This window comes from Arthrobacter sp. YN (genome assembly GCF_002224285.1).
Lineage (GTDB): Bacteria > Actinomycetota > Actinomycetes > Actinomycetales > Micrococcaceae > Arthrobacter.
Genome location: NZ_CP022436.1, coordinates 1,427,383 through 1,453,621, shown reverse-complemented (window position 1 = coordinate 1,453,621; position 26,239 = coordinate 1,427,383). Strand labels below are relative to the sequence as shown.

General features: G+C 62.7%; 23 protein-coding genes and 1 pseudogene. 7 read left to right on the top strand and 17 right to left on the bottom strand.

Annotated elements, in window-relative coordinates:
• Positions 1 to 110: 110 nt before the first annotated feature.
• The 16 genes and pseudogenes from eno to CGK93_RS06590 form a co-directional block, all read right to left on the bottom strand.
• Positions 111 to 1,391: a phosphopyruvate hydratase gene (eno, locus tag CGK93_RS06665; RefSeq protein WP_026542844.1), complete on the bottom strand. Its 1,281-nt coding sequence runs from the start codon at positions 1,389 to 1,391 to the stop codon at positions 111 to 113.
• Positions 1,392 to 1,507: 116 nt separating this feature from the next.
• Complete coding sequence (locus CGK93_RS06660) at positions 1,508 to 2,224, bottom strand: MazG nucleotide pyrophosphohydrolase domain-containing protein (protein WP_089594149.1); 717 nt, start codon at positions 2,222 to 2,224, stop codon at positions 1,508 to 1,510.
• Positions 2,202 to 3,344, bottom strand: a complete 1,143-nt coding sequence (locus CGK93_RS06655; protein ID WP_089594148.1) for an adenosine deaminase — start codon at positions 3,342 to 3,344, stop codon at positions 2,202 to 2,204. The genes CGK93_RS06660 and CGK93_RS06655 overlap by 23 nt, the downstream gene beginning before the upstream one ends.
• Before the next feature lie 62 nt (positions 3,345 to 3,406).
• Positions 3,407 to 4,090 carry a DedA family protein gene (locus tag CGK93_RS06650; RefSeq protein ID WP_089597253.1) on the bottom strand — a complete coding sequence of 228 codons (684 nt, stop codon included), beginning with the start codon at positions 4,088 to 4,090 and terminating at the stop codon, positions 3,407 to 3,409.
• 192 nt (positions 4,091 to 4,282) lie between these two features.
• Positions 4,283 to 4,932, bottom strand: a pseudogene (locus CGK93_RS06645) (DedA family protein).
• Positions 4,933 to 5,020: 88 nt separating this feature from the next.
• A complete protein-coding gene (locus CGK93_RS06640; protein WP_089594147.1) occupies positions 5,021 to 6,331 on the bottom strand; it encodes a thymidine phosphorylase in 1,311 nt (436 codons plus the stop codon).
• Positions 6,328 to 6,732 carry a cytidine deaminase gene (locus CGK93_RS06635; protein WP_089594146.1) on the bottom strand — a complete coding sequence of 135 codons (405 nt, stop codon included), beginning with the start codon at positions 6,730 to 6,732 and terminating at the stop codon, positions 6,328 to 6,330. Before CGK93_RS06635 ends, CGK93_RS06640 begins: the two co-directional genes overlap by 4 nt.
• 2 nt (positions 6,733 to 6,734) lie before the next feature.
• Positions 6,735 to 8,024, bottom strand: a complete 1,290-nt coding sequence (locus CGK93_RS06630) for an ABC transporter permease (protein ID WP_089594145.1) — start codon at positions 8,022 to 8,024, stop codon at positions 6,735 to 6,737.
• A complete protein-coding gene (locus tag CGK93_RS06625) occupies positions 8,021 to 9,376 on the bottom strand; it encodes an ABC transporter permease (protein ID WP_089594144.1) in 1,356 nt (451 codons plus the stop codon). The genes CGK93_RS06630 and CGK93_RS06625 overlap by 4 nt, the downstream gene beginning before the upstream one ends.
• Positions 9,369 to 10,886 carry an ABC transporter ATP-binding protein gene (locus CGK93_RS06620; protein ID WP_089597251.1) on the bottom strand — a complete coding sequence of 506 codons (1,518 nt, stop codon included), beginning with the start codon at positions 10,884 to 10,886 and terminating at the stop codon, positions 9,369 to 9,371. Before CGK93_RS06620 ends, CGK93_RS06625 begins: the two co-directional genes overlap by 8 nt.
• A 135-nt stretch (positions 10,887 to 11,021) precedes the next feature.
• Positions 11,022 to 12,128: a BMP family lipoprotein gene (locus CGK93_RS06615; protein WP_439898960.1), complete on the bottom strand. Its 1,107-nt coding sequence runs from the start codon at positions 12,126 to 12,128 to the stop codon at positions 11,022 to 11,024.
• 245 nt (positions 12,129 to 12,373) lie between these two features.
• A complete protein-coding gene (locus CGK93_RS06610) occupies positions 12,374 to 13,387 on the bottom strand; it encodes an NADP-dependent oxidoreductase (RefSeq protein WP_089594142.1) in 1,014 nt (337 codons plus the stop codon).
• Positions 13,384 to 13,815: an organic hydroperoxide resistance protein gene (locus CGK93_RS06605; RefSeq protein WP_089594141.1), complete on the bottom strand. Its 432-nt coding sequence runs from the start codon at positions 13,813 to 13,815 to the stop codon at positions 13,384 to 13,386. Before CGK93_RS06605 ends, CGK93_RS06610 begins: the two co-directional genes overlap by 4 nt.
• Before the next feature lie 70 nt (positions 13,816 to 13,885).
• On the bottom strand, positions 13,886 to 14,320 hold the full coding sequence (locus tag CGK93_RS06600; RefSeq protein WP_089594140.1) for a MarR family winged helix-turn-helix transcriptional regulator: 435 nt from the start codon (positions 14,318 to 14,320) through the stop codon (positions 13,886 to 13,888).
• Between the two features lie 122 nt (positions 14,321 to 14,442).
• Positions 14,443 to 15,648 (bottom strand): amidohydrolase, encoded by a 1,206-nt coding sequence (locus CGK93_RS06595; RefSeq protein ID WP_024820064.1) that lies wholly within the window; start codon positions 15,646 to 15,648, stop codon positions 14,443 to 14,445.
• A gap of 110 nt (positions 15,649 to 15,758) precedes the next feature.
• Entirely contained in the window at positions 15,759 to 16,856 is a 1,098-nt protein-coding gene (locus CGK93_RS06590; RefSeq protein ID WP_435521716.1) for a mannose-1-phosphate guanylyltransferase, read from the bottom strand.
• A 333-nt stretch (positions 16,857 to 17,189) separates the two neighbouring features.
• Between CGK93_RS06590 and sdhC the strand changes: the two genes are divergently transcribed.
• The 5 genes from sdhC (at position 17,190) to CGK93_RS06565 (ending at position 21,583) form a co-directional block, all read left to right on the top strand.
• Positions 17,190 to 17,525: a succinate dehydrogenase, cytochrome b556 subunit gene (sdhC, locus tag CGK93_RS06585; protein ID WP_231343329.1), complete on the top strand. Its 336-nt coding sequence runs from the start codon at positions 17,190 to 17,192 to the stop codon at positions 17,523 to 17,525.
• A 3-nt stretch (positions 17,526 to 17,528) separates the two neighbouring features.
• Complete coding sequence (locus tag CGK93_RS06580; protein WP_089594137.1) at positions 17,529 to 18,005, top strand: succinate dehydrogenase hydrophobic membrane anchor subunit; 477 nt, start codon at positions 17,529 to 17,531, stop codon at positions 18,003 to 18,005.
• Positions 18,006 to 18,102: 97 nt separating this feature from the next.
• Entirely contained in the window at positions 18,103 to 19,902 is a 1,800-nt protein-coding gene (gene sdhA / locus CGK93_RS06575) for a succinate dehydrogenase flavoprotein subunit (protein ID WP_089594136.1), read from the top strand.
• A complete protein-coding gene (locus tag CGK93_RS06570; protein ID WP_026542862.1) occupies positions 19,902 to 20,684 on the top strand; it encodes a succinate dehydrogenase iron-sulfur subunit in 783 nt (260 codons plus the stop codon). The genes sdhA and CGK93_RS06570 overlap by 1 nt, the downstream gene beginning before the upstream one ends.
• A 131-nt stretch (positions 20,685 to 20,815) precedes the next feature.
• Positions 20,816 to 21,583 (top strand): alpha/beta hydrolase, encoded by a 768-nt coding sequence (locus CGK93_RS06565; RefSeq protein ID WP_089594135.1) that lies wholly within the window; start codon positions 20,816 to 20,818, stop codon positions 21,581 to 21,583.
• A 97-nt stretch (positions 21,584 to 21,680) separates the two neighbouring features.
• On the opposite strand, the gene CGK93_RS06560 is transcribed toward CGK93_RS06565, so the two are convergent.
• Positions 21,681 to 22,982 (bottom strand): ABC transporter substrate-binding protein, encoded by a 1,302-nt coding sequence (locus CGK93_RS06560; RefSeq protein ID WP_089594134.1) that lies wholly within the window; start codon positions 22,980 to 22,982, stop codon positions 21,681 to 21,683.
• Between the two features lie 111 nt (positions 22,983 to 23,093).
• On the opposite strand from CGK93_RS06560, the gene CGK93_RS06555 reads away from it, so the two are divergent.
• Together CGK93_RS06555 and CGK93_RS06550 are read left to right on the top strand one after the other, a co-directional pair.
• Entirely contained in the window at positions 23,094 to 24,014 is a 921-nt protein-coding gene (locus CGK93_RS06555; protein ID WP_089594133.1) for a glycoside hydrolase family 43 protein, read from the top strand.
• A complete protein-coding gene (locus CGK93_RS06550) occupies positions 24,011 to 26,212 on the top strand; it encodes a hypothetical protein (protein WP_089594132.1) in 2,202 nt (733 codons plus the stop codon). Before CGK93_RS06555 ends, CGK93_RS06550 begins: the two co-directional genes overlap by 4 nt.
• The last annotated feature ends 27 nt before the right edge of the window (positions 26,213 to 26,239 follow it).

Sequence of the window (26,239 nt, the reverse complement as noted above, 5' to 3'; positions counted from 1 at the left end):
CTGCGCTTGCTGTTGTTGACCTGGCCCGTGTTGAGCAGAACCGGCGTTAAACAGAACCGGTGGCCATGGTCTTTCCACCATAGCCACCGGTTACGTGTTTTCGCTGAAGGCTAGCCCTTGAAACGCGGGAACGCGCTGCGGCCGGCGTAGCGTGCGGCGTCGTCGAGTTCTTCTTCGATGCGCAGCAGCTGGTTGTACTTGGCAACGCGCTCGGAGCGGGCCGGGGCACCGGTCTTGATCTGGCCCGCGTTGGTGGCAACGGCGATGTCAGCAATGGTGGTGTCCTCGGTTTCGCCGGAGCGGTGCGAGGTGATGGTGGTGTAACCGGAGCGCTGGGCCAGGGAAACGGCGTCCAGCGTCTCGGTCAGGGAACCGATCTGGTTGACCTTGACCAGCAGGGAGTTGGCCGTGGCCGTCTCGATGCCCTGCTGCAGGCGGACCGGGTTGGTGACAAAGAGGTCGTCGCCCACCAGCTGGACCTTGTCACCGATGGTGTCGGTGAGGGTCTTCCAGCCTTCCCAGTCGTTCTCGTCCAGCGGGTCTTCAATGGAAACCAGCGGGTAGTCGGCAACGAGCTCAGCGTAGTAGGCGCTCATCTCGGTGGCGGAAAGTGCCTTGCCTTCGAACTGGTAAGCACCGTCCTTGTAGAACTCGGACGAGGCAACGTCCAGTGCCAGGGCGATGTCCGTACCCGGGGTGTAACCGGCGTTCTTGATGGCTTCCTGGATCAGGTCCAGTGCAGCGCGGTTGGACGGCAGGTTGGGGGCGAAGCCACCTTCGTCGCCGAGGCCCGTGGAGAGGCCCTTTTCCTGGAGGACAGCCTTGAGGTTGTGGTAGACCTCAACGCCCCAGCGCAGGCCCTCGGAGAAGGTCTCGGCACCGATCGGGGCGATCATGAATTCCTGGATGTCCACATCGGAGTCGGCGTGCGAGCCACCGTTGAGGATGTTCATCAGGGGAACGGGCAGGACGTGGGCGTTCGGGCCACCCAGGTACTTGTACAGCGGCAGGTCAGCGGAAGCTGCGGCAGCGTTGGCAACGGCCAGGGAAACACCCAGGATGGCGTTGGCGCCGAGCTTGCCCTTATTGGGCGTGCCGTCCAGGTCAATCATGGCCTGGTCGATGCTGCGCTGGTCAGTGGCGTCGAAACCAATCAGGGCCGGGGAGATCTCGTCTATGACGGCGTCAACGGCCTTCTGGACACCCTTGCCGAGGTAACGGCCCTTGTCGCCGTCGCGAAGCTCAACGGCCTCGTGCTCGCCGGTGGAAGCACCGGAGGGAACTGCTGCACGGCCGATCTGGCCGTCGGAGAGCAGGACCTCAACTTCTACGGTCGGGTTTCCGCGGGAATCAAGGATCTCGCGTGCGTGGATGGCATCGATAAGCGCCATGGATGTGCTCCTTATGGGCAAATTACAGGAATGAGGAGGGAAATTCTCAACGTCCTCGTCGCTACTAGCGTAGTCCAGAGTGGCTTAGGTTACGGAACAACTTCCAAAGACTCACGTCATGAAGGCTGGGCCTGGCTGTTCTGAAACGATCGAACTGCGGAACGGAGGGCCCGTTCGGCGTCGAGTCCTTGCTCCCGGGCACCGGCCACGACAGCCAGCAGCAGCTCACCGAGCGCCTCTTCCGAGTCCGGGATGACGGGAAGTCCGACGGCGGTCAGCGCACCCTGTGGATCGACCAACCGTGCATCACCATCGAGCCCTGAAACGTCCAACCCTGCGCGGGCTGCCCTATCCAGGGACTTCTGTGCTGCTGCCAACGCAGGAAGGTGCGGCGGGATGCCCTCAAAGGGATCCTTCCGTTCCGGCTTCTCGGCACGTTTGGCGGCATCCCACTTGACGATGATTTCCTCGACGCTGGCCGGAAAACTCTCCCGCAGGGAACCGTCCGCCTTGAAGACGTGCTGGTTTCGCCGGACCATCTTGGCGTTGATGCCCCGGGCAACGGCGTCGAAATCAAAGCTGCCGCGCTCCTCGGCGAGCCGGGCGTGAAGCACTACCTGAAGCAGTACATCACCCAGCTCGCCGCGAAGCTCGTCGTCCACCGCACCGGCTTCGATCGAGTCCACCACTTCGTAGGCTTCCTCAATCAGGTATTCCACCAGCGACTCGTGCGTCAGCCCACCCATCCAGGGGCAGTGCTCACGCAGGGCTGCGATCGTCCGGATGAGCTCTTCGAGCTCGTTGGAGGTCTTAGCCGAGGTTGGCGTAGGCATCGTTGATGTACTCAACCAAGGCTTCGCGCTCGTCCAGCGGCAGGAAGGCTGCCTCGGCGGCGTTGAGCGTCAGTTCAAGGAGGTCATCGAGGTCGTAGTCAAAGGTTTCCACCAGCAGCTCGAACTCGTCCGTCAGGGTGACGCCACTCATGAGGCGGTTGTCCGTGTTGATGGTGACGTTGAAGCCGAGCTGGAAGAGCATGTCCACCGGGTGGCTTTCGATGCCATCGCCAAAGCCGGAAATGGCACCGGTCTGCAGGTTGGAGGAAGGGCAGATTTCCAAGGCGATTCCGCGGTCGCGGACCCAGGCCGCCACGCTGCCGATGGTCACCATGCCGACGGTGTCCTCGCCGTCGTCGTCGGAATTGTCCTCGAACTCCACCGAAATGTCCTCGGCGATCCGGACGCCATGGCCAAGGCGCAGGGCGCGGCCATCGACCAGGGCTGACTGGATGCTCTCCAGGCCCGCTGCTTCACCGGCGTGGACGGTGGCCGGGAAGTTGTTTTCGGCCAGGTACGTGAAGGCGTCCTTGAAGCGGGACGGGAGGAACCCATCTTCCGCGCCGGCGATGTCAAAGCCCACAGCGCCGTTGGCACGGTGGCGGACAGCGAGTTCTGCGATCTCCTGGCCACGATCGGCGTGGCGCATGGCGGTGATGAGCTGGCCCACCTGGATCTGCTGGCCGCGCTCGTCAGCAGCATCAACGCCGGCTTCAAGGCCGGTCTGGACGGCTTCAACAACCTCGTCCAGGGTGAGGCCCTTCTGCAGGTGCTGTTCCGGCGCCCAGCGGACTTCGCCGTACACCACGCCGTCCTCGGCGAGGTCTTCCACGAACTCCTTGGCCACCCTGAAGAGGCCTTCCTTGGTCTGCATGACAGCAATGGTGTGGTCGAACGTTTCGAGGTAGCGGACCAGTGAGCCGGAGTCGGCTGATTCGCGGAACCATTCACCCAGCGCAACGGGGTCGGTGGACGGCAGCGTGTGGCCGACCGCCTCAGCAAGCTCGATGATGGTGGCGGGGCGGAGGCCTCCGTCCAGGTGGTCGTGGAGGGAAACCTTGGGCAGGCTCTTCAGATCGAAGTCAAGGGCAGGGGCGGCGTCAAGTATGGGCTCAGTCACGTACTAAGACTAGTCCCCACAGCCGCCCTGACGGGTACTGCTGCTGGTACAGCTGGTCGCCTTTAGCTGGCGGGCTTGGAGAGGTCGACGCCGGCGATCGCCTTTTCCGCGGGATCAACTGCTGCCGCTTCGGTGCTGGCAGCAGCTTCCTTGGCGAGGTCCTTCTTTTCCAGGTATTTGTGCCACCAACGGAGGGCGTGATCCACCACAATGCCCAGGACCACGGCGAAGGCAACCGCGATGCCGACTCCCAGGAGCGGGTTGTGATGCACCCACTGGCCTGCGAGGAGGCCGATACCGATGGAGTAACCTACCCACGTGATGCAGGCGAAGGCGTCCAACCAGAAGAAAGTCCGGTGGCGGAAGCCGGTTTGACCGGCCACATAGTTCACTGCCACGCGCCCCCACGGAATGTAGCGGGCCGTGAAGATGAGGACCGCGCCGCGCTTATCCAGCTCGTACTGCGCCCAGGCGAACATCTTCTGGACCTTGGGCCGGCGCATCCACTTCCAACGGGTGAGGCCGATTTTCCGGCCCAGCATGTAGGCCATGTTGTCGCCCGCCATGGCACCTACCAGTGCGGTGGCTCCCAGGATCCACAGGTTGGGCTCTCCGCTGTGAAGGGACAGCGCCGAGAGGCCAACAATGGCTGTTTCGCTGGGGAGGATGGTGGCAAATCCGTCAATGAAGAAGAAGACCAGCAGGACCGGGTATATCCAGGGCTGCCCGGCTGCATGCTCGAGCATTTGGTTCAAAAACTCCACGCGGCGGTAGCTCCTAGATGAATATGACTTGACGGTGTGACGGAAGTCGCTCTAGTGTCCCACGGCCGGGACGTCGTTCGCTACGTCCCAGCCTCGGGATCACACGCTTAACGCTATAGGTGCTGACAAGGTGCCGTCGTCAACCGCCGGGCTGATCTTCCGGGGCCTGAAGCGTCATACCGTGGGTGGAGTCGGGGCGTCTTCCTCAGGGATGTTCTTGCCGTCCAACGGCACGGATCCACGGACTTTGCTGATGATCCGGTCGATGATGATTCCCAGGATCACGGCAACCACGATCGCTATGACGGCGCCCAAGAGATGGTTGTCCTCGAACCAGACACCAAAGAAGTAGCCCAGGATCACCGAATACGTGGCCCACAGGACGGCGGACATGGCCGTGAGGGCCACGAAGCGTCGGTGGTGGAAGTGCGTGGCACCAGCCGTCAGGTTGACGGCCACCCTGCCAATGGGGATGAAGCGGGCCACCATGATGAGCGAGGCCGACCGGCGTCGGAGTTCCTTGCCTGCCCAACGGAAGGCGCCCTGCATCCGCTGCGTGCGCATCCACCGCCACCGCTGGATCCCGATGCGGCGGCCGATGATGTAGGCGATGTTGTCCCCGAGAACGCCCCCAGGGCTGCCATCACGCCGAGCAGCCATACATTGGGCGAGCCGCTGCTCCCGGAAACGGCGCTCAGGCCCACCACCACGGATTCGCTCGGAATAGGTGGGAAGAAGCCATCTATCACGCAGCAGGCCAGCACCAGGAACAACACCCATGGCTGCTCCGCCGCGGCGAGGATGAAATCGTTGATGCCCTGCACGGTTTCCTTACGGTAGCCGGCTCCCCCACAGGCGCCGGATGACGGGTGTTCCGGGCCGTCCTTGGCGAACGGCCCGGAACACATAAGCCTAGGCGATGCGGTCGATGATGAGCTGATGCGCCGGGCGTGAACCCTCGGGCGCGATCACCACGGCATCCTGCAGCGCTTCCTTGGCCCGTTCGAACTTCCCGGGAGTGTCCGTCAAGAGCGTCATCAGAGGCTCCCCCGCACGGACCAAAGCGCCCGGTTTGGCGTGCATGCGGACACCTGCACCGGCCTGGACCTGGTCCTCTTTGCGCGCCCGCCCGGCGCCCAAACGCCAGGCAGCAACACCCACAGAAAGCGCATCCAGTTCCACCAGGACACCGTCCGCGGGAGCGTAGATGACCTCGGATTCCTTGGCCACCGGCAGCGCAGCACGCGGGTCACCACCCTGTGCTTCGATCATTCGGTTCCAGACATCCATGGCACGGCCGTCCTTCAAAGCAGCCGCGGGGTCGGCGTCGTGGATGCCGGCGCCGGCCAGCATCTCCTCAGCCAGGCGGACGGTCAGTTCGACGACGTCTTCCGGGCCGCCGCCGGCAAGGACCTCCACGGATTCCTCAACTTCGATCGCATTTCCGGCGGTCAAACCCAACGGCGTGGACATATCCGTGATCAGGGCGACGGTGTGCACGCCGGCATCCTTGCCCAGGGCCACCATGGTCTCGGCAAGCTCGCGGGCCCGGGCCTCATCCTTCATGAACGCGCCGGAACCCACCTTGACGTCCAGCACCAACGAGCCCGTGCCTTCGGCGATCTTCTTGCTCATGATCGAGGAAGCAATCAACGGGATCGCCTCCACGGTGCCCGTGACATCACGCAGTGCGTAGAGCTTCTTGTCGGCAGGAGCCAGCCCGGAACCTGCCGCGCAGATGACTGCTCCCACATCCTGGAGCTGGGCCATGATCTCGTCGTTGCTCAGGTTGGCGCGCCACCCGGGGATGGCTTCCAGCTTGTCCAACGTTCCACCCGTGTGGCCCAGCCCGCGGCCTGAGAGCTGAGGAACCGCGACGCCGAAGACGGCAACGAGCGGCGCCAGCGGGAGCGTGATCTTGTCCCCGACCCCACCGGTGGAGTGTTTGTCGCTGGTAGCCTTGCGTCCGCCGTCGGGCCTTGTCAGGGACGAAAAGTCCATCCGCTCGCCCGAGGCGATCATGGCGGACGTCCACCGCGAAATCTCGTCGCGGTCCATTCCGTTGAGCAGGATGGCCATGTTCAGCGCGGCCATTTGCTCCTCGGCAATGACACCGCGGGTGTAGGCATCGATGGTCCAGTCGATCTGCTCGGGAGTGAGGGTGCCTTTGTCCCGCTTGATGGAGATGATCTGGACGGCGTCGAACGCTTCAGTGCTGGTCACGTGGTTTCCTCCAGGTTTTCGGGACCGAAGGCATCAGGGAGCACCTGGTCCATGGTTTTGATTCCCTGCGTGGTCATGATCTGCATGCCGGGAGCCCGGAACTCGTAGAGCAACTGGCGGCAACGTCCGCACGGCATGAGGACGTTGCCCTGGCCGTCCACGCAATAGAACGCGGCGAGCCGGCCACCGCCGGTCATGTGGAGCTGGCCAACAAGTGCGCATTCGGCGCAGAGGGTCAGCCCGTAGCTGGCGTTCTCCACATTGCAGCCAGTAACGATCCGTCCGTCCTCGGTGAGGGCCGCAGCCCCCACCGGGAACTTGGAGTACGGCGCGTAGGCATGGCGCATGGCCTGCTGTGCTGCCTCTTCCAGTGCCTGCCAATCAATGTCGTTCGCAGGCATCGTCAACCCTTCACGTACGGTATGCCGCTTGCGGCCGGTGGCCGCGACTTACCCACCAAACCGGCGACGGCGAAGATGGTCACCAAGTACGGCAGCATGGCCATGAACTGGCTGGGCACCGGGGTACCGATGATACCCAGGATGGATTGCAGGTTGTACGCAAAGCCGAACAGGAGCGATGCCAGGAACGCGCCGATCGGGTTCCACCGGCCAAAGATCAAGGCTGCCAAGGCGATGAAGCCGCGGCCGCCGGAAATGTCCTTGGTAAAGGAGTCGATGGTCACCAGGGTGAAGACGGCGCCACCGATACCTGCGATGGCACCACCCAGGGTGACGTTCCAGAAGCGGGTGGCGTTGACGTTGATGCCCAGGGTGTCGGCAGCCTGCGGGTGCTCGCCGACGGCGCGGACCCGCAGGCCCCAGCGGGTCTTGAACAGGCCGAACCACACCACGGCCACTGCGATGTACATGAGGTAACCGGCAATGGACTGCTCGAACAGGATGGGCCCGATGATGGGGATGTCCGAGAGCAGCGGGATCGGCAGTATGTCCAGGCGCCCCGGGGTGTTGAACTGCTCCTTATTGGGGACCATCAGCGTGCCGTAAAGGAAGCCCGTGAGGCCGGAGACCAGGACGTTGAGGACAACGCCCACAATGATCTGGTTGACCAGGTATTTGATGCTGAAGACCGCCAGGACCATGGACACAGCGGCACCGGCAGCAGCCGCCGCGATCAGGCCAATGTAGGGGCTGCCCGTCATGGTGGCTACCAGCGCGGCGGTGAAGGCGCCGCCCAGGAGTTGGCCTTCAATGGCGATGTTGACCACGCCCACGCGCTCACACAACACCCCTGACAATGAACCGAAGACCAGCGGCACGGCCAGTGTTACCGACCCGGCTACAAGGCCCGCCAGCGAAATGGACGGCTGACGTGCGCCGGCCACAATCCAGACGAGCAACGCGAACACGAACACCACGGCAAAGGCGATGGGCAGCCACTTGGGTGAACGCTCCCCCTGTGTCCAGAGGTAGATGGAGTAGGCGGCCATGGCCAGCAGCAGAATGCCGAAGACCACCCCGCCCACCTGCCCCGGAATCATGAGCGCCGGGACGGCAACGGCGTCACCGGCGTCGCTGATCTTCATCTCGGCTGTCTGGTCCGGGCCCAGGAAGCCGAAGAAGACCAAGGCTATGAGGGCAAGGATGCCGAGCGAGAGCGGGACTTTCATGGAAGGCCGGAACGCCGGCAGGGCCGTTGAACCCGACTTCGGAGCGGTGGTTGTCGCGCTCATTTGGCACCTCCGGAGGCGTTGACGAGGGCAGCCTTGGGAGCCGCTTTGGGTGTCTTGTTCTTCTTCTTGGGCTCAAGCCGGAAAATCGACCGGATGAGCGGAGGCGCTGCGATGAAGAGCACGATCAAGGACTGCACCACCAGCACGATGTCGATGGGCGTTCCCGTCTGGATCTGCATCTGCACTGCCCCTGCACGGAAAGCTCCAAACAGCAGGCCGGCGAAGAACGTCCCCCACGGCGTGCTGCGTCCCAGCAAGGCAACCGTGATGGCATCGAAGCCGATCTGGGCAGCGACGCCGCCGGTCAGCACCTTTTCCGTACCGGCCACCTGGGCAATACCACCGAAGGCGGCGAGCGCACCGGCCATGGCCATCACCAGGATGGTGGCGCGGGATACCTTGACGCCGGCGGTCCGTGCAGCGATGGGATTGGCACCGACAGCACGGAACTCGAAGCCGATGGTGGACCGGTTCAACAGCCACCACACGCCGAAGGTCAGCGCTATGGCCACCAGGAATCCCACGTGGAGACGGGAGCCGGGGATGAGGACGGGATACGTTGCCGATTCGTCCAGGCGTGGCGAGATGGGGCTGTTGTCCCCCGGACGCCGGAACGCAGCAGTGTTCAGCAGGAAGTCCAGCAGGAACAAGGCCACGTAGTTCAGCATGATGGTGACGATCACCTCGTGTGCACCGGTCCGTGCTTTGAGGATGCCAACGATGGCACCCCACAGAGCACCGCCCAGGACGCCCATGATGATGACCACCAGCAGATGCAGGCCGAACGGCAGGTGCCAGGCGAACCCTACGTAGGCAGCGAGCGTGGCGCTGATGATGATCTGTCCCTGGGCGCCGATGTTGAACAGGCCGGCGCGGAAGGCCAAGGCAACGCCAAGACCGGCGCAGATCAGCGGGGTTGCCACAGTCATGGTTTCCAGCAGCGGCTGCAGTCCCTGCCGGGGGTTGAATATTGACCCTTGGAAAAGGGCAACGTAGCTCTCGGTCATGGCAGACCACAACGCGCTCAGGAAGTCCGTGGGCCGCGCAAACAAGTAGCCTGCGGTTTTGGCAACCTGGGCGTCAGTGCTGGCAATCAGCAGGCCACCCAGGAAGAGCGCCACAATGACGGCCAGGACGGACACGAAGCCGTTCCCCATCACGATGCGGCGCATGAGGCTGCTCTGCTGCGCTCCTGAATCGCCGCTTTGGGAAGACACCGGAACGATGGACGGTTCCAGCATGCCTCCCGCGGTATCGAGTGAGACATCTGCCGCACGGAGGTCCGCCGTGGACTGGTCCTCAGCGGGCAGGGCGGGTGTTGGTTCGCTCTTGGACTGATCCTTCTCAGTCATCAGAGCCTCCTTCCGGGCCGACGCCGGCCATCATCAAGCCGAGGGTGTCGCGGGGCGTTCCGGCGGGGACGATGCCCACGAGCTTGCCCTTGTAGAGCACGGCAATCCGGTCGGCGAGTTCGATGACCTCATCAAGTTCAGTGGAAACGATCATGACCGGCGTTCCGACGTCGCGCTCGGCAACGATGCGCTTGTGCAGGAACTCGATGGAGCCGACATCCACGCCACGGGTCGGCTGGCTCGCGATGAACAACCGCAGAGGCCTGGACAATTCCCTGGCCATGACCACTTTTTGCTGGTTGCCGCCGGACAGCGTTCCGGCGGCCGACCCCGCTGAGGGAGTCCGGATATCGAATTCTTCGATCTTGGCCTTGGCATGCTCGGCAACTTTGGCCGGCTTCATGCTGATGCCGCTGGCAAACGGTGCTTGGTCATAGAGGTCAAGCACCAGGTTTTCGGCCACCGAGAAGGGACCAACCAGTCCATCCACGGTGCGGTCCTCTGGAACAAAGCCGACGCCCGAACGCAGCACCTCTTTGACCGGAAGGCCCAGCAGTTGCTTGCCGTCCAGGGTCACCGAACCTGTGACGTGCTCCTGCACGCCCAGGATGGCTTCGGTCAGTTCCGTTTGGCCATTGCCCTGGACACCCGCGACGGCGAGGATCTCACCTTGGGCGATGTCGAAGCTGATCCCGTCCACCACGTTGGTGCCGTTGGCAGCGCGGACCGTCAGGTTTTCCACCACGAACGTGGTTTCCTTCGGCTGCGCGGGTGCCTTGTTCAGGCTCAGGCTGACGGGGCGGCCCACCATCATGGACGCCAGTTCGGTGGCGGATGCCGTGGGAGGCGCATCCCCCACTACTTTGCCGCGGCGAATGACGGTGATGACGTCTGAGACAGCCTTCACTTCACGCAGCTTGTGCGAGATGAAGACGATGGACGTGCCGCCTGCTTTGAGCTGACGCATGATGTCCAGAAGTTCATCTGTTTCCTGCGGCGTCAGCACTGCGGTGGGCTCGTCCAGGATGAGGACCTTGGCTTCGCGGACCAGTGCCTTGATGATCTCGACACGTTGCTGGACGCCCACGGGCAGGTCCTCCACCAAGGCGTCGGGATCCACGTCAAAGCCGTATTTATCGGAGATTTCCCGGATCTTCTTCCGGGTTTCGTCCATGCTGAGCACACCGCCGAACGAGGTCGGCTCCGCACCGAGGGCCACGTTTTCCGCCACCGTGAAGACGGGGACCAGCATGAAGTGCTGGTGCACCATGCCGATGCCGGCCGCCATGGCATCACCGGGGCCGCGGAAATTGACCGGCTGGTCATTGACCAGGATCTGGCCGGCCGTGGGCTCGTACAGCCCGTACAGCACGTTCATAAGGGTTGATTTTCCGGCACCGTTTTCGCCGAGAAGGCAATGGATCTGGCCGGATTCGACCACGAGGTCGATGTCTTGGTTGGCGTAGAAGGTCCCGAAGGCTTTCGAGATCCCCTTCAATTCGAGTTTCACAACTCCCACCGTTCTGTGAGTCCGAGGGACGGCTGTACTGCTCCAAAGCCACTGGCTTTGAGGCCCAGCGTAGTCAGGGCAAAAACGCGCCGCCAGTACCGGGGCTCGGTACTGGCGGCGCGTCCAGGAATTGATTTACTTCTTGGGGCTCGCTGCCGATTCGACAACCAGCTTGCCGGAGACGATGTCAGCCTTCAGGGCATCGAGCTCGGACTTGGTTTCAGCGGTGACAGCGGAGTCAAGATCGTGGAACGGAGCGATGGCAACGCCATCGTTCTCCAAGGTGCCGACGTAGGCTGCGTTGTTGAACTTGCCTTCCGTGTCATCCTTCACCACGGCTTCAACAGCTTCGCCCATCTGCTTGACCACGGAGGTCAGCATGAGGTCCTTGTACTCAGGAGCGGTGAGGTAGCCATCGGAGTCAACCCAAATGAGCTTGACGTCCTTGCCGGCCGCCTTGGCTTCCTTCAGCGCAGCGCCTGCACCCTTACCAACAGGTCCTGCGACAGGCATGATGATGTCCGCGCCCTGGTCCAGCAGGTTGATGGTGACCTGCTTGCCCGTGTCCTGCTTCTCGAAGTCACCCGTGAACGAACCGTCCTGGGTGGTCTTGTCCCAGCCGACAACCTGGACGGTCTTGTTCTTGGCCTTGTTGTAGGCCTGGACGCCGTCGTAGAAGCCGTCCATGAAGATGGTGACCGTGGGGATCTTGATGCCGCCGAAGGTACCCACCTTGCCGGTCTTGGTGGTAGCCGCAGCCGCGTATCCGGCCAGGTATGCCGCCTGTGCCGTGTCATAGACGATCGGCTTGACGTTGGCGATCGGAGTCTCGTACGTGTAGTCGACGATCGCGAAGTGCTTGTCGGTGTTCTTCTCGGCGGCGGCCTTGGTGGCATCGCCCAGGAGGAAGCCAACGGTGACCGTAAGGTTGCAGCCGGCGGAGATCATGCCGTTGAGGTTGGTTTCGAAGTCGCTGTTGGCCTTCGATTCGGCCGACTTCACCGTGATGCCCAAATCAGTCTCGGCCTTCTTGAGGCCTTCGAACGAGGACTGGTTGAAGGACTGGTCATCGAATCCGCCGGAGTCGGACACGATGCATCCTACGAAGTCGCTCTTGGTAGCGGCGCCGGATCCGGCGTCGGGGGCCTGTCCGCAGCCGGTCAGCAGGAGCGCTGCTGCGCCGACAGTGGCAACACCGGCCATTGAACCGCGCTTCAGGGTGGCACGCAGTGGTTTCTTCAATTTTCCTCCAGGAAGAAAGTGATTGGCGCTACGACGGATGGTCAATGAGTGTCCGTTTCCTATACCTGAGGCAGAAATTCTGTTTTCACTGATGCTCGCAGCTGCGCCGAAGCGCATTGATGAAACCCACACTAGTGGCCTGGAACACACCCAGCTACCACAATTGATCACTCCAGGTCAGATTGTTGACCTTTTGTTACCAAGCAGTAGCTGGGTGCGCAAGTCACACGCGATTCACGTGTGGATTAGAGGCGTACCAACATCTTTCCCGTGTTGGCGCCGTCCAGAAGGTCGATGAAGGCCTGCGGTGCATTCTCCAGGCCGTCAACGATCGTTTCGTCATAGCTGACGCTGCCGTCGGCGAGCCAGCCGGCCATCTTCTGCGCGAATTCAGCGGCGTGCTGTCGCTGTCCGCCCACCAGGAATCCGCGCATGGTCAGCTGTTTGCCGATCGCCACGGCCAGGTTCCTGGGCGCCACCGGGGGCTCGGTGGAGTTGTACTGTGCGATGGCACCGCACATGGCAACCCGGCCACCAACGGTGAGGGTAGCCAAAGCAGCTTCCAGGTGTTCCCCTCCGACGTTGTCGAAGTACACATCGATGCCACGCTCCCCCGCGGCTTCCTTCAACTGCTCCAGCACAGGGGCATCGTTGTAGTTGAAGGCAGCATCAAAACCAAGTTCCAGCAGCCGGGCTACCTTCTCCGGCGATCCTGCACTGCCGATGACCTTGGACGCGCCCATGGCCTTGGCGATCTGGCCCACCATCGAGCCCACCGCACCTGCCGCGCCGGAGACGAACACTACGTCGTCTTCCTTGAACTCTGCCACCTTGAGCAGTCCGGCATAGGCAGTCAGGCCGGTCATGCCCAGGGCGCCAAGGAACGCGGAGGTAGGGGCCAGTCCCGACGGAACCGGAGTGGTTGCCGCGGCGTCCACTACGGCGTGCTCACGCCAGCCGAGTTGATGCACGACGACGTCACCCACCTTGTGCGCGTCGGACCGGGACGCGATGACCTCACCTACCGCACCGCCGTCGAGCGCTGCATCGAGGCGGAACGGCGCCGAGTAGGACTTGACGTCGTTCATGCGGCCGCGCATGTAGGGGTCCACGGACATGAACTGGTTCTTCACCAGGAGCTGTCCCTCGGCGAGCTCGGGGAGTTGCGCTGTTGCGAGCCGGAAATTCTCCGGAGCCGGACGGCCCACAGGGCGGGAGGCAAGCTGGATTTCGCGGGTTTCGGTAGCGGCGGCGCTCATGCTGCGAACTCCACGAGCTTGAGGTCTACGGCCATGTTGCCGCGGGTTGCGTTGGAGTAAGGGCAGATCTGGTGCGCCCTGGTCATCAGCTCTTCAGCGGTGGTGCGGTCCAGGGCAGGCAGTGCGATCTCGAGCTCGGCAGCCAGGCCGTAGCCTTCGCTGTCAGTCAATGCACCGAAGTGGATCTTGGCGGCAACTGCGGAATCACTGAGGTCAACGCGTTCCTTGCGGCCCACCAGGCGCAGCGCGGAGTGGAAGCAGGCTGCGTAGCCGGCGGCGAAAAGCTGCTCCGGGTTGGTGCCTTCACCGTTGCCACCGAGTTCCACGGGGCTGGCGAGTGCTACATCCAGTTTGCCGTCATTGGTGCGGGCGTTGCCGTCGCGACCTTCGCCGGAGGCCAGTGCCTCGGCAGTGTAGAGAGTCTTCATGGTGTTTCCGTTTCTCTTCGGGAATGGACGTCTCGGGATTTTCCGGGAGTTGGTTGCGAGTGAGCTGTTCTCAGAGTGAGCCGTTGAGGGCTTTCGTGAGCTTGCCGAGGGTGGCGTGGAGTTGTTCGATCTCACCGGCAGAAAGTCCGGCGGCGTCCGCGAGGCGCTGGGGCACAGCCTGGGCACGGTCGCTCAAGGCGGTCCCGGCGTCGGTCAGTACAACGTCCACGCGGCGCTCGTCCTCGGCGGAGCGGCGGCGTTCCACCAGCCCCAGGCCCTCCAGGCGCTTCAGGAGGGGCGACAACGTGCCTGAATCAAGGCCCAGTTCGGCGCCGAGGTCGCGAACGCTCCGCGGCTCCTGCTCCCACAGCACCAGCATCACCAGATACTGCGGGTATGTCAGGCCAAGGTCCTCCAGCACGGGGCGGTAGACCGCCGTCGCGGCTTTGGACGCTGAATACAGCGCAAAGCAGACCTGGTGGCGGAGGCGGGGTGCATCACTCATGGATAAAACGATAGTGCACAATTCAATTGTGCACAACTCATCTGCGTCGCCGATACCCAAGTAACTGGCAGTAGTGGTTGTTCCCAGGGCTCAGAACAACCACTAATACCAGTCAGTTGGGTTTACTGCTCGAGGTCGCGGATGGTCCGGAGCGCCGCTGCGGTCAGGACGCGGATGGCGTAGCCGAGGGCACGCTCGTCCACGATGAAGTCACCACGGTGGAGATCGTATTCTTCGCCGCCGGGCGTGTGCGTACCCAAGCGCATCATGGCACCGGGGAGGTCTGCCAGGAACCAGGCGAAGTCCTCGCCACCCATGGACTGCGGAGTGAGGACCACTGCGTTTTCACCCAGCTCCGCGCGGGCGGAAGCTTCGATGAGGGCGGTCTCGTGCTCGGAGTTGACCACAGGCGGCACGCCACGGGTGTGTTCCAGGTGGACGTCCACGCCGTACGGCGCGGCAACCTGCCGGACGACGTCGTCCAGCAACTCCCCTGCGCTGTGCCAGGCATCGCGGTCAAGGCAACGCATGGTGCCGGCCATGTAACCGGAGCCGGGGATGGCGTTGGGTGCAGAGCCTGCGGAGATCTGGCCCCAGACAACGGACACGCCGCTGCGGACGTCAACCCTGCGGGAAAGGACGGCCGGGACATTGACCGCTATTTGGGCCAGTGCAAACACGAGGTCCTCGGTCAGGTGTGGCCTGGATGTGTGTCCGCCCCGGCCGGAAAGCTCAATCTTGATGGTGTCAGAGGCTGAGGTGATCGCCCCGATGCGGGTGCCGATCTGGCCCACGTTGATCCGGGGATCGCAATGCAGCGCCAGGATGCGCGGCACGCCCTCCAGGACTCCCTGCTCAATGCAGGACAGCGCGCCACCCGGCATGGTTTCCTCGGCCGGCTGGAAGATGATCCGGACCGTGCCGCCCAGCGGATTGTTTTTGTGCATCCGCTGCAGCGTCAAGGCAATGCCGAGCATGGCAGTGGTGTGGACGTCGTGCCCGCAAGCGTGGGTGACGCCATGGTTCTTCGAAGCGAACGGCAGGCCGGTTTCCTCGATGATCGGCAGTGCGTCGATGTCGCCACGAAGGGCGGTGGCAATGGGGCCCTCGCCCACATCGACCGTCAGCCCGGTTTCCTCCAGGCGCCGCGGCTTCAGCCCTGCCGCTTCGAGCCGCTCCACGAGCTTGTCCGTGGTGCGGAATTCCTTGAAGGAGAGTTCGGGGTGCGCATGGAGGTCACGCCGGAATTCGATGAGTCCGGGCAGCAGTTCATCAACCCAAGGACTCACAACGGGAGCGGGCTCGGTTTCAGTCGTGTAATTGCGCACGTCACAACTCTAGCCATCCGCGGCATGCAAAGAACGAAAGCCACCTCTTGGTTACGCTGCGTTCAGACGCAGGACAACCAAAGAGGTGGCTCACGGTATAAGGAGCTGCGTTACAGCACGTCCGTATCGCCGCTGGCTTTAAGGGCGTCAACGGTGCCCTTGACCAGTTGCGCGTGCTCCTTGGTGGTGACAAGGAGTGCGTCCGGGGTGTCCACGATGACTACGTCCTTGATACCGATCAGGGCGATGACGCGCTTGGTATCGGAGACCACCACGCCGCTGGCATTCTCCGCGAACACGCGGGCGCCTTCACCAAGCACGGTCACTTCGTCCACATCGCCGGCATTGTTGAGGCGGCCGATCGCGGCGAAGTCGCCAACGTCGTCCCACCGGAAGGTGCCAGGCACGACGGCGACATCGCCGGCTGCCGCTGCGGGCTCGGCCACGGCGTAGTCGATCGCAATCTTGGGCAACGTGGGCCATACCCGCGCGGTGACTTCGCCGCGCTGTGGAGTGTCCCAGGCCTCTGCAATTTCCTGGAGGCCCTTGAACAATTCAGGCTGGTTCGCTTCAAGGTGCTTGAGCATGAGCGCCACGGGAGCAACGAACATGCCCGCGTTCCAGACGTAGTCCCCTGCTTCTACATACTTGTTGGCGACTTCTTGGCTGGGCTTCTCCACGAACTCAGCCACCGCCAGCGCATTCGGTGCGCCTTCCACGTGGAGGGCAACGCCGGATCGGATGTAGCCAAAGCCGGTGGAGGGGTGCGTGGGCTTGATGCCGATGGTGACGATCTTGCCCGTGGCGGCTGTGTAGATGGCCTCGCGCACCGTTTCCTGGAAAAGATGGTCCGGGCTGATGACCTGGTCCGCGGCGAAGGAGCCCATGATGGTGTCCGGGTCGCGGCGGTACAGAATGGCGGCAGCCAGTCCAATCGCAGCACCGGAGTCCTTGGGCTCGCTCTCGAGCACCAGTTCGTCGTCCCCGATTTCAGGGAGCTGGCGGCAAACAGCGGCACGGTGTGCCTCGCCTGTAACGACGAGCACCCGCTCGCCGGCCAGTGGCTCCAGGCGGTCATAGGTGGCCCTCAACAACGTACTGCCGGAACCGGTCAGGTCGTGGAGGAACTTGGGCGCAGCGGCCCGCGAGAGCGGCCACAACCGGGTCCCCACACCGCCGGCCGGAATAACCGCATGGAAGCGGTTCATGGGCGATTCCGGGTATTTCGCGTCTTCTGTACTCACCGCAACACTTTATCCGACGCAAGCGCGAAGCCCTGCAGTACGCCACGCATGTGGCGTTCGTCTCAGGGACTGGGCAAAATCGCCTGAATACTGGCAGGAAACATGGAATTAACAAGGAGAGAAGCCCGTCCTAAATTGAATATGCTGTGAGCGAAGCCTAGATTTAGGCGTGAGCTACGAGTGCTCTCGCAGCAGGCGTTCCCCCGCGTGGATCCCATGCCAGCGCCGCTGTGTTGCAGGAAGGTTTAATCAGTGCCGACAAAACCAGCTGGCACCTTGTACCGCGGCCGTGAAGGCATGTGGTCCTGGGTTGGACATCGTATTACCGGTGTAGTGATCTTTTTCTTCTTGTTGGTCCATGTGTTGGACACCTCATTGGTGCGCGTGTCCCCTGAGGCCTACACGGCCGTCATTGGTGCTTACAAGAACCCCCTCATGGCCCTGGGGGAAACGGGCCTGGTCGCTGCGATCATTTTCCACGCCTTCAACGGCCTGCGCGTGATTGCCATCGACTTCTGGAAGAAGGGCGCAAAGTACCAGCGCCAGATGCTGTGGATCGTGCTTGCGCTGTGGCTGGTCACGTTCGCCGGCTTCGCCATCCGCCACCTTTCCCTCGCGCTGGGAGGCCACTAAGCCATGACAACCATCGAATCCCCGCGCAGCGGAAAAATCGGCTCCGGCAAGATCGCCCCGCAGTACAACCGCACCGGCTCCAGCCGCGGCAACTTCGAGATGATCGCCTGGCTCTTCATGCGTCTCTCCGGCATCGTCCTGGTGGTGCTGATCTTCGGCCACCTCTTCGTGAACCTGCTGGTAGGCGAAGGCATCCACGCGATCGACTTCGGCTTTGTTGCCGGCAAGTGGGCAGACCCGTTCTGGCAGTTCTGGGACCTCGCCATGCTATGGCTTGCCATGCTGCACGGAACCAACGGCGTCCGCACCATCATCAACGACTACGCCGAGAAGGATTCCACGCGCTTCTGGCTCAAGATGGTCCTCTACGCGGCCACCCTGGTCATCATCATTCTGGGCACGCTGGTGATCTTCACCTTCAACCCGTGCCCTGTTGTTGACGGCGTTCAGCTTCCTGGCGGATTCTGCCCGGCCCCGTAGCAGCGTTTCCGGTGGCTCTGAGGAGTGAACCGGTTCGCCTGACGTAGCGGAGCAGCCTCCGCAGACCATCTGAATTTTGAAAGAGAGAGCATCTGGTATGCAGGTCCATAAGTACGACGTCGTTATTGTCGGTGCAGGTGGCGCCGGCATGCGCGCCGCGATCGAGTCCGGTCAGCGCGCACGCACAGCGGTACTGACCAAGCTCTACCCCACCCGTTCGCACACCGGTGCAGCCCAGGGTGGAATGTGTGCAGCACTGGCCAACGTCGAAGAAGACAACTGGGAATGGCACACCTTTGACACCATCAAGGGTGGCGACTACCTGGTTGACCAGGACGCAGCCGAGGTCATGGCGAAGGAAGCCATTGACGCCGTGCTGGACCTGGAAAAGATGGGCCTGCCGTTCAACCGCACGCCCGAAGGCCGCATTGACCAGCGCCGTTTCGGTGGCCACACCCGTGACCACGGCAAGGCTCCTGTCCGCCGTGCTTGCTATGCAGCCGACCGTACGGGCCACATGATCCTGCAGACGCTGTACCAAAACTGCGTCAAGCACAACGTTGAGTTCTACAACGAGTACTACGTTCTGGACCTGCTGATCGTCGAAGAAGACGCAGTGCGCGAAGACGGTACCCCGTACAAGCAGAAGCGCGTTGCCGGCGTGGTCTCCTACGACCTCGCTTCCGGCGAACTTCACGTCTTCCAGGCCAAGTCCGTAGTGTTCGCTTCAGGCGGCGCCGGCAAGGTCTTCAAGACCACGTCCAACGCCCACACCCTCACGGGTGACGGCATGGGCATCGCTTTCCGCCGTGGCATCCCCCTGGAAGACATGGAGTTCTTCCAGTTCCACCCGACCGGCCTCGCCGGCCTGGGCATCCTCCTCACCGAGGGTGCACGTGGTGAAGGTGCCATCCTGCGTAACTCGGAAGGTGAGCGCTTCATGGAGCGCTACGCCCCCACCATCAAGGACCTCGCACCCCGTGACATCGTGGCCCGTGCCATGGCGAACGAAGTGCGTGAAGGCCGCGGTTGTGGTCCCAACAAGGACTACGTCCTCTTGGACCTGACCCACCTGGAGCCGGCTCACATCGAAGCCAAGCTTCCGGATATCACGGAGTTCGCCCGCACCTACCTTGGTGTGGAACCGTTCACCGATCCGGTTCCCGTGTTCCCCACGGCGCACTACGCCATGGGTGGCATCCCCACCAACATCACCACTGAAGTGCTCCAGGACAACGACACGATCGTCCCGGGCCTTTACGCAGCCGGTGAAGTTGCGTGTGTGTCCGTGCACGGCTCCAACCGCCTCGGCACCAACTCCCTCCTGGACATCAACGTGTTCGGCAAGCGTGCAGGCATCGCTGCTGCGGAGTACTCCAAGACGGCCGACTACGTCGAGCTGCCCGAGGACCCCGAGGCAATGACCCGCGGCATCCTGGACGGCCTGCTCACCGGCAACGGCACAGAGCGTGTTGCGCAGATCCGCAAAGAACTGCAGGACACCATGGACGCCAACATGCAGGTGTTCCGTACCAAGGAATCCCTGGAACAGGTCCTTCGCGACATCGCTTCCTTCGAGGAGCGGTACAAGCACGTCACCGTTCAGGACAAGGGCAAGCGCTTCAACCTGGACCTCCTGGAAGCCGTGGAACTGGGCTTCCTCCTGGACATGGCCAAGGTCATGACTGTTGGTGCACTGCACCGCGAAGAGTCCCGCGGTGGCCACTACCGCGAAGACTTCCCGGACCGCAATGACGAGAAGTTCATGAAGCACTCCATGGCCTACCTGGATACTTCCGTCACCGTCGACTCCTCGGCGGAATCCGTCGCGGGCATCCGTCTTGAGACGAAGCCCGTCATCTTCACCCGTTACGAGCCGATGGAGCGTAAGTACTAATGACGACCGAAATGGCAGAGCCCGCTTCCAAGATCGAGCTCCCGGCAAGCGTTGCCGGCGACGGTGAAATCCCCACGTTCCACATCACGCTCCGCGTGCGCCGCTACGATCCCGAAATCTCGGACGAAGCACGCTGGGATGACTACAAGCTGACCATGTACGGTACGGACCGCGTGTTGGATGCCCTCCACAAAGTCAAGTGGGAGATCGACGGCAGCGTTTCCTTCCGCCGCTCCTGCGCCCACGGTGTTTGTGGTTCAGATGCCATGCGCATCAACGGCCGTAACCGCCTCGCCTGCAAGACGCTGCTGAAGGACCTGGACACCACCAAGCCCATCACCGTTGAGCCGATCAAGGGCCTCCCTGTGGAGAAGGACCTGATCGTGGACATGGAACCCTTCTTCCAGTCCTTCCGCGAAGTCATGCCGTTCCTCATCAACAAGGGCCACGAGCCCACCAAGGAACGCCTGCAGTCCGTTGAGGACCGTGAGCGCTTTGATGACACCACCAAGTGCATCCTCTGCGCCGCTTGCACCTCGTCCTGCCCGGTCTTCTGGACCGACGGCCAGTACTTTGGTCCGGCAGCAATCGTCAACGCGCACCGCTTCATCTTTGATTCCCGTGATGATGCCGGCGACATGCGCCTTGAGATCCTCAACGACAAGGAAGGCGTGTGGCGCTGCCGCACCACCTTCAACTGCTCGGAAGCCTGCCCCCGTGGCATCCAGGTGACCCAGGCAATCGCAGAGGTCAAGCAGGCCATTCTGTCCCGCAAGATCTAGTTCGCGTTTCGTACAAGAACAACCACGACGACGGCGCCACTCACCACTGCTGGTGAGGGGCGCCGTCGTCGTTAAGCAATTTCCAGAACCGGTGATCACCGCAACCGTCACCGCAACGCAAGGAGATCAGCGTGTCACGCTCTGAAAAGATCAGCTTCACGGGAAGTACCGGCGACACCTTGGCCGGCATCGTGGACGTCCCGGAAGGGCCCGTCCGCGGCTGGGGCTTGTACTCGCACGGCCTGACCCTCGGCAAGGACAGCCCCGCCGCTTCCCGCATCTGCAAGGGACTGGCTGAGCAGGGCGTCGGCATGCTGCGATTCGACAACCTGGGTTTGGGCGGTTCTGCCGGCGAATGGTCGGCGGGGTCGTTCAGCGTGAAGGTGGCCGACACCATCCTGGCCGCGGAGTTCATGCGTGAGCAGGGCCGGGGAATCTCCCTGCTGGTGGGCCACTCCTTCGGAGGCGCGGCCGTGCTGGCAGCAGCCCGCGACGTCCCTGGCCTGAACGCCGTGGTGACCGTCGCCGCACCGTACGAGCCGAAGCATGTTGAGCACATGTTCGACACCGAGATTGAGGACATCCTGCGCGACGGCAGCGCCGTGGTTGACCTTGGCGGTCGCCCCATGGAGGTCCGCCGCCACTTTGTGGAGGACGTGGAACGCGCCGACCTGCGCGACTGCATCCGCACCCTCCACAAGCCGCTGATGGTGATGCACTCCCCCACCGACAACACCGTGGGGATCGACAACGCCAGCGAGATCTTCCGTACGGCCCGGCACCCCCGGAGTTTCATCTCTTTGGAGGGCAGCGAGCACCTCCTCACCGGAAAGGGCCAGGCCGCACGGGTTGCGCGCATCATCGGAGCATGGGCGGACCCCTACCTGGAAGTCAGCTAAGTCCGCGACGCCGGCTGAGGACCTTGCCGCCCATGTAGGTAACAGCAAACGTTCCACTGACGCCTCAGTGGAGCATTTGCTGTCACCTAGTTGGGTACTACTTGCCGATGGCCGCTTTACTCTCGCTCAGCCACTGCTCCGCTGCCTTCTCCGGACTCAGCCGCTTGAAGAGGACTTCAGTATTGATGCGGGCCGTGATCTCGGAGACCGCCGTGGAACCGGTGGGACCAATGAACGTGGGAGCGAAGTCAATCTTGCCGATCTGGTCGATGTAGGCGGCTTCCACTTTGCCCTGAGGTGTCAGGAGGTCCTGGATGGCCGTGCGCATGCCGGAGTTACTGGGTACCCCGCGGTCGCTCTGGATGATTTTTGCTGCGGCCTCATTGTTCACCAGGAAACTGACGAGCTTGGCGGCGGCATCCGTGTGCTTGCTCCGGGCTGAAATGGTGTAGAACTGCGAGGACTGGAGCCAGATCCCGGGCGTGGGCGTCTCACCGGGCAGCTTGAGCAGTTTCAAGTCTGCACCGGAGGCTTTGCTGAGGGCAGTCAGGGAGTTGGTCCAGGTCAGCATCATGCCGGCCTGGCCCATGCCCATGAGTGTTTGTTCGGTGCTGACGTTGAGCTTCTCTACAGTCTCCGATGCGCTGGGAGCAGCGCCTGATTCACTGAGCTTCACCGAGAAGTCGAAGTAATCCTTCACGGTTTCCTTGTCCAGACCCAACTGGCCGTCCTGGGTATAGAGGGACTTCCCACGCTGGCGGGCAAAGGCATCCAGCGAATCATGCGTCAGGACGGTCGCCGTGCCGTAGGTCCCCTTGGGGCTCTTGGCCGTGATGTCCCCGGCCGTCTTGGCAAAGTCGTCCCAGGACCATTTGCTGTCATCCGGCAAGGCAACACCCGCAGCCTGGAACACAGCAGGGTTGACGACGATGGCCAGGGCGTTGGCACCGGTGGAGACGCCGTACTGCTTGCCCTGGACCTGGCCGTTTTCCAGTGCTCCCTGGTCCATCTTGGACAGGTCCAGTGAACCCTCCACCTTGGACAGATCCAGGAGGGCGCCGCGGTTGGCGTATTCGGCCGGGTAGGCGCCACCCATGGTGATGACGTCGGGGGCGTCGTTGGCTGCCACTTGGGTGGCCAATTTGTCGAAGTAGCCGCCGATGTCACCGTATTCCGGCTTGACCTTGATATTGGGGTTGGCAGCCTCAAATTCCTTGATGGCCTTGTTGGTGAGGTCGGCCCGGGTGGCGTTGCCCCACCACGAGAACCTGATCTCCACTGGCCCGTCTTCCGACTGGTTGGAGGAGGGGGTGGAGCAGGCGGCAGTGAGGCCCAGCATGCTGACGGCTGCTACGAAAGCGACGGACTTACGGAGATGTCGGAGAGATTTACGCGTCATTGGGTAAGCTTCTTTCAGGCTCAAGAAAACGGTTCCTGAAACGTATCAAGACAGTGTATATTCGTCAATAGTTTGGGGTATGAACTATTTGGATCCGTCAAGGAGGACGCCGTGAACTTACGCCTGAACCAGATCCAGATCCGGGACCCCTTCGTGCTGACCCAGCCGTCGTCGGGCGACTATCTCCTGTTTGGCAGCACGGACAAGAACATCTGGTCCGGACAGGCCACTGGATTCGACTGCTACCGAAGCAGCGATCTCCTCATCTGGGATGGCCCCCTTGAGGCATTCAGGCCGCCGCGCGGATTTTGGAGCCAGGAGCAGTACTGGGCGCCCGAAGTCCATGAGTATCAAGGGCGCTTCTACATGTTCGCCACCTTCATTGCGCCTGGACGCCTCCGCGGAACGCAGATACTTGCCGCGGACAAGCCCGAGGGACCCTACCAACCATGGAGTGACGGTCCGGTTACTCCCGGCAATTGGCAATGCCTGGATGGCACGCTCCATGTGGACGAAGAAGGAATGCCGTGGGTTGTCTTCTGCCACGAATGGAAACAGGTGCACGACGGCGCCATGATGGCCCAGCGCCTCAGCCCGGACCTGCGCAGCGCCGTGGGAGTGCCGGTGTTCCTTTTCAGCGCCTCGGAGGCTCCATGGTCCCGCGCGCTTGATGTCCCATCCGTCCGGGACCGCGGGTTTCCTGTGTATGTCACCGATGGTCCGTTCCTCTTCCGGCTTTCAAGCGGGAAACTCATCATGCTGTGGTCCAGCTTCGGTGACAACGGTTACGCCACGGGGATTGCCCGCAGCGAATCCGGGACGGTGATGGGCCCTTGGAAGCAAGAGGCCGAACCACTCTGGAGCACAGATGGTGGCCATGGAATGATCGGCCGGCACCTGGACGGAAGCCTGTTCCTGACATTGCACCAGCCGAACAAAACCCCCTGCGAGCGGGCAGCGTTTTTCCCGCTCCTTGAACTCGAGGACACAGTGACACTCGCCGGCGTAATCCCTTCAGAAAGGCTGACATGAACCCGCCCCCCACCATCGATCGCAAGGCACTGGTCCAGCGGCACAACGTCCGGCAGCAGCACCTGGACCCGCGAAGCCCCGTTTCCGTAGGCAACGGCGAATTCGCCTTCACTGTGGACCTCACCGGACTCCAGTCGTTCCCCAAGCACTACCCCGTGGGCGCCCGTGATGACTTGCCGCCGGGAACGCTTCTTGGGACGCAGGCGCAGTGGGGTTGGCACTCTGTTACACCACCCCATCCCTACGAGCTCACCGGATCCACTGTCCTCTACGATTCGCCCCGCGGTCCGGTCCCCTACGTGGACATGGTGGGTGACATCGTGAACGATCGGGAAACCGACACTTCCGTGGCGGAAACGTGGCTCCGGGCGAACGCGCACCGGCTGGACTTGGGGCGCATCGGCTTCCGCTGGACGGAGGGCGGCACGGAACGTCCGCTGATGCCTGGCGACATCGCTGACGCTGAACAAACGCTCGACCTCTGGACGGGCTTGGTAACCAGCCGCTTCACGCTGTCAGGACACCCCGTCAAAGTGACGACGGCGTGCCACCCGGACCGGGATGAGCTCGGCATCCGCGTGGAGTCCACAGCGCTTGCTGCTGGCTTGGTTGTGGGCGTCGACTTCCCGTACGGGTCTGAGGCGTGGCATGACGCCTCGGACTGGAAGCACCCGGAATCCCACACCACCTCTCTCGAAGGCCCTGAGTCCTCCTCACAGGGGCGTGACGGTGCCGCAGCATGGACAGCCCGGCGCGAGCTGGACGATTCCCGGTACCAGGTGATCATCACCGGTCAGGAGCTGACCGTAGAACAGACCGGACAGCACCAGCTCCAAGTCGCAACCGCTTCGGCCGTCACCACAATGGATGTCTCCGTTGCCTTCCTGTCCGCCGGGGACGGCGACTGCATACCGCGAGGCAACAATAGGCTGACTGGACCGGCAGCGGGGGCGGGCCACGGCACCCATGTCAGTTCCGGCGTCGAACTTTCAGCTGCACGTTCAGTCATCCAAGCATCCGCAGCCTACTGGCCGGCGTTCTGGTCCTCGGGTGCGGCGATCGAGCTTGATGCCACAGATGATCCCCGGGCCAAGGAATTGGAACGCAGGATTGTGCTGTCGCAATACCTGACCGCGATCAATTGCTCGGGTTCGTTGCCGCCGCAGGAGACAGGGCTGGTCTGCAATTCGTGGCGTGGCCGCTTCCACCTGGAGATGCACTGGTGGCATGCCGCGCACTTTGCGCAGTGGAATCGCGTGGAACTGCTCCTGCCATCACTCCGCTGGTACTCCACAGTGCTGGAGGCCTCGCGGCAGACTGCGAAAGCGCAAGGATTCGACGGCGTTCGCTGGCCCAAGCAGGTAGGACCGGACGGTCGGGAGAGCCCCAGTCCGATCGGCACATTCCTCATTTGGCAGCAGCCGCACCCCATCCACCTGGCCGAACTGGTGTACCGGGCCAATCCCAGCCGCGACGTCCTGGAAGAGTTCGCGGAGATCGTGTTTGAGACAGCCGCGTTCATGGCCAGCTTCGCGCATCCCACCTCCCGCGGTTTCGAGCTGGGCCCTCCTTTGATTCCGGCGCAGGAAAGCTATGGCTCCATCCGGGCAAAGGTCACCAATCCCACGTTCGAACTGGCGTACTGGCAGTGGGGACTACGGACCGCGGCCGCATGGCGAGAACGCCTGGGGCTGGAACCTGTGCAGGAATGGTGGGACGTGGCAGATGGCATGGTAACGCCCCGCGTGATTGACGGAGTTTACGCCGCGATCGACGTCGAGCCTTTCACCATTCGCACCGACCACCCGTCCATGCTGTGCGCCCTGGGTGTCCTCCCGCAGACCGATCTCATTGATCCGGCCATCATGCGTGCAACTCTCTCCGACGTCCTGGCCGACTGGGACTGGGCCAGCACCTGGGGGTGGGATTACCCCGTGATGGCCATGACGGCCGCACGACTCGAGGACCCGGAGGCCGCAGTTGATGCGCTCCTCCTGAGCGCAGGTAAAAATACCTTCCTCCCCAATGGGCATAATCGCCAAACTGACTCACTGCCGCTCTACTTGCCGGGCAATGGAGGGCTTCTGGCCGCTGTCGCCCTGATGGCCGCCGGCTGGGACAACGGACCGGACCGTCACGCGCCAGGATTCCCGACCGGCTGGACCGTTGCGTGGGAAGCGCTGGTAAAGGCACCCTAGGTTCTTGGCCGCAGTGGGACCCACCGG

What these genes read in the sequence shown, in the direction of transcription:
- CGK93_RS06570 (WP_026542862.1), top strand. Translation starts at nt 19,902, where the DNA reads ATGACGACCGAAATGGCAGAGCCCGCTTCCAAGATCGAGCTCCCGGCA.
- sdhC (WP_231343329.1), top strand. Translation starts at nt 17,190, where the DNA reads ATGTGGTCCTGGGTTGGACATCGTATTACCGGTGTAGTGATCTTTTTC.
- CGK93_RS06650 (WP_089597253.1), bottom strand. Translation starts at nt 4,090, where the DNA reads ATGCTCGAGCATGCAGCCGGGCAGCCCTGGATATACCCGGTCCTGCTG.
- CGK93_RS06625 (WP_089594144.1), bottom strand. Translation starts at nt 9,376, where the DNA reads ATGACTGAGAAGGATCAGTCCAAGAGCGAACCAACACCCGCCCTGCCC.
- CGK93_RS06610 (WP_089594142.1), bottom strand. Translation starts at nt 13,387, where the DNA reads ATGAGCGCCGCCGCTACCGAAACCCGCGAAATCCAGCTTGCCTCCCGC.
- CGK93_RS06580 (WP_089594137.1), top strand. Translation starts at nt 17,529, where the DNA reads ATGACAACCATCGAATCCCCGCGCAGCGGAAAAATCGGCTCCGGCAAG.
- CGK93_RS06660 (WP_089594149.1), bottom strand. Translation starts at nt 2,224, where the DNA reads ATGCCTACGCCAACCTCGGCTAAGACCTCCAACGAGCTCGAAGAGCTC.
- CGK93_RS06635 (WP_089594146.1), bottom strand. Translation starts at nt 6,732, where the DNA reads ATGCCTGCGAACGACATTGATTGGCAGGCACTGGAAGAGGCAGCACAG.
- CGK93_RS06550 (WP_089594132.1), top strand. Translation starts at nt 24,011, where the DNA reads ATGAACCCGCCCCCCACCATCGATCGCAAGGCACTGGTCCAGCGGCAC.
- CGK93_RS06605 (WP_089594141.1), bottom strand. Translation starts at nt 13,815, where the DNA reads ATGAAGACTCTCTACACTGCCGAGGCACTGGCCTCCGGCGAAGGTCGC.
- sdhA (WP_089594136.1), top strand. Translation starts at nt 18,103, where the DNA reads ATGCAGGTCCATAAGTACGACGTCGTTATTGTCGGTGCAGGTGGCGCC.
- CGK93_RS06630 (WP_089594145.1), bottom strand. Translation starts at nt 8,024, where the DNA reads ATGAGCGCGACAACCACCGCTCCGAAGTCGGGTTCAACGGCCCTGCCG.
- CGK93_RS06560 (WP_089594134.1), bottom strand. Translation starts at nt 22,982, where the DNA reads ATGACGCGTAAATCTCTCCGACATCTCCGTAAGTCCGTCGCTTTCGTA.
- CGK93_RS06590 (WP_435521716.1), bottom strand. Translation starts at nt 16,856, where the DNA reads ATGAACCGCTTCCATGCGGTTATTCCGGCCGGCGGTGTGGGGACCCGG.
- CGK93_RS06600 (WP_089594140.1), bottom strand. Translation starts at nt 14,320, where the DNA reads ATGAGTGATGCACCCCGCCTCCGCCACCAGGTCTGCTTTGCGCTGTAT.
- eno (WP_026542844.1), bottom strand. Translation starts at nt 1,391, where the DNA reads ATGGCGCTTATCGATGCCATCCACGCACGCGAGATCCTTGATTCCCGC.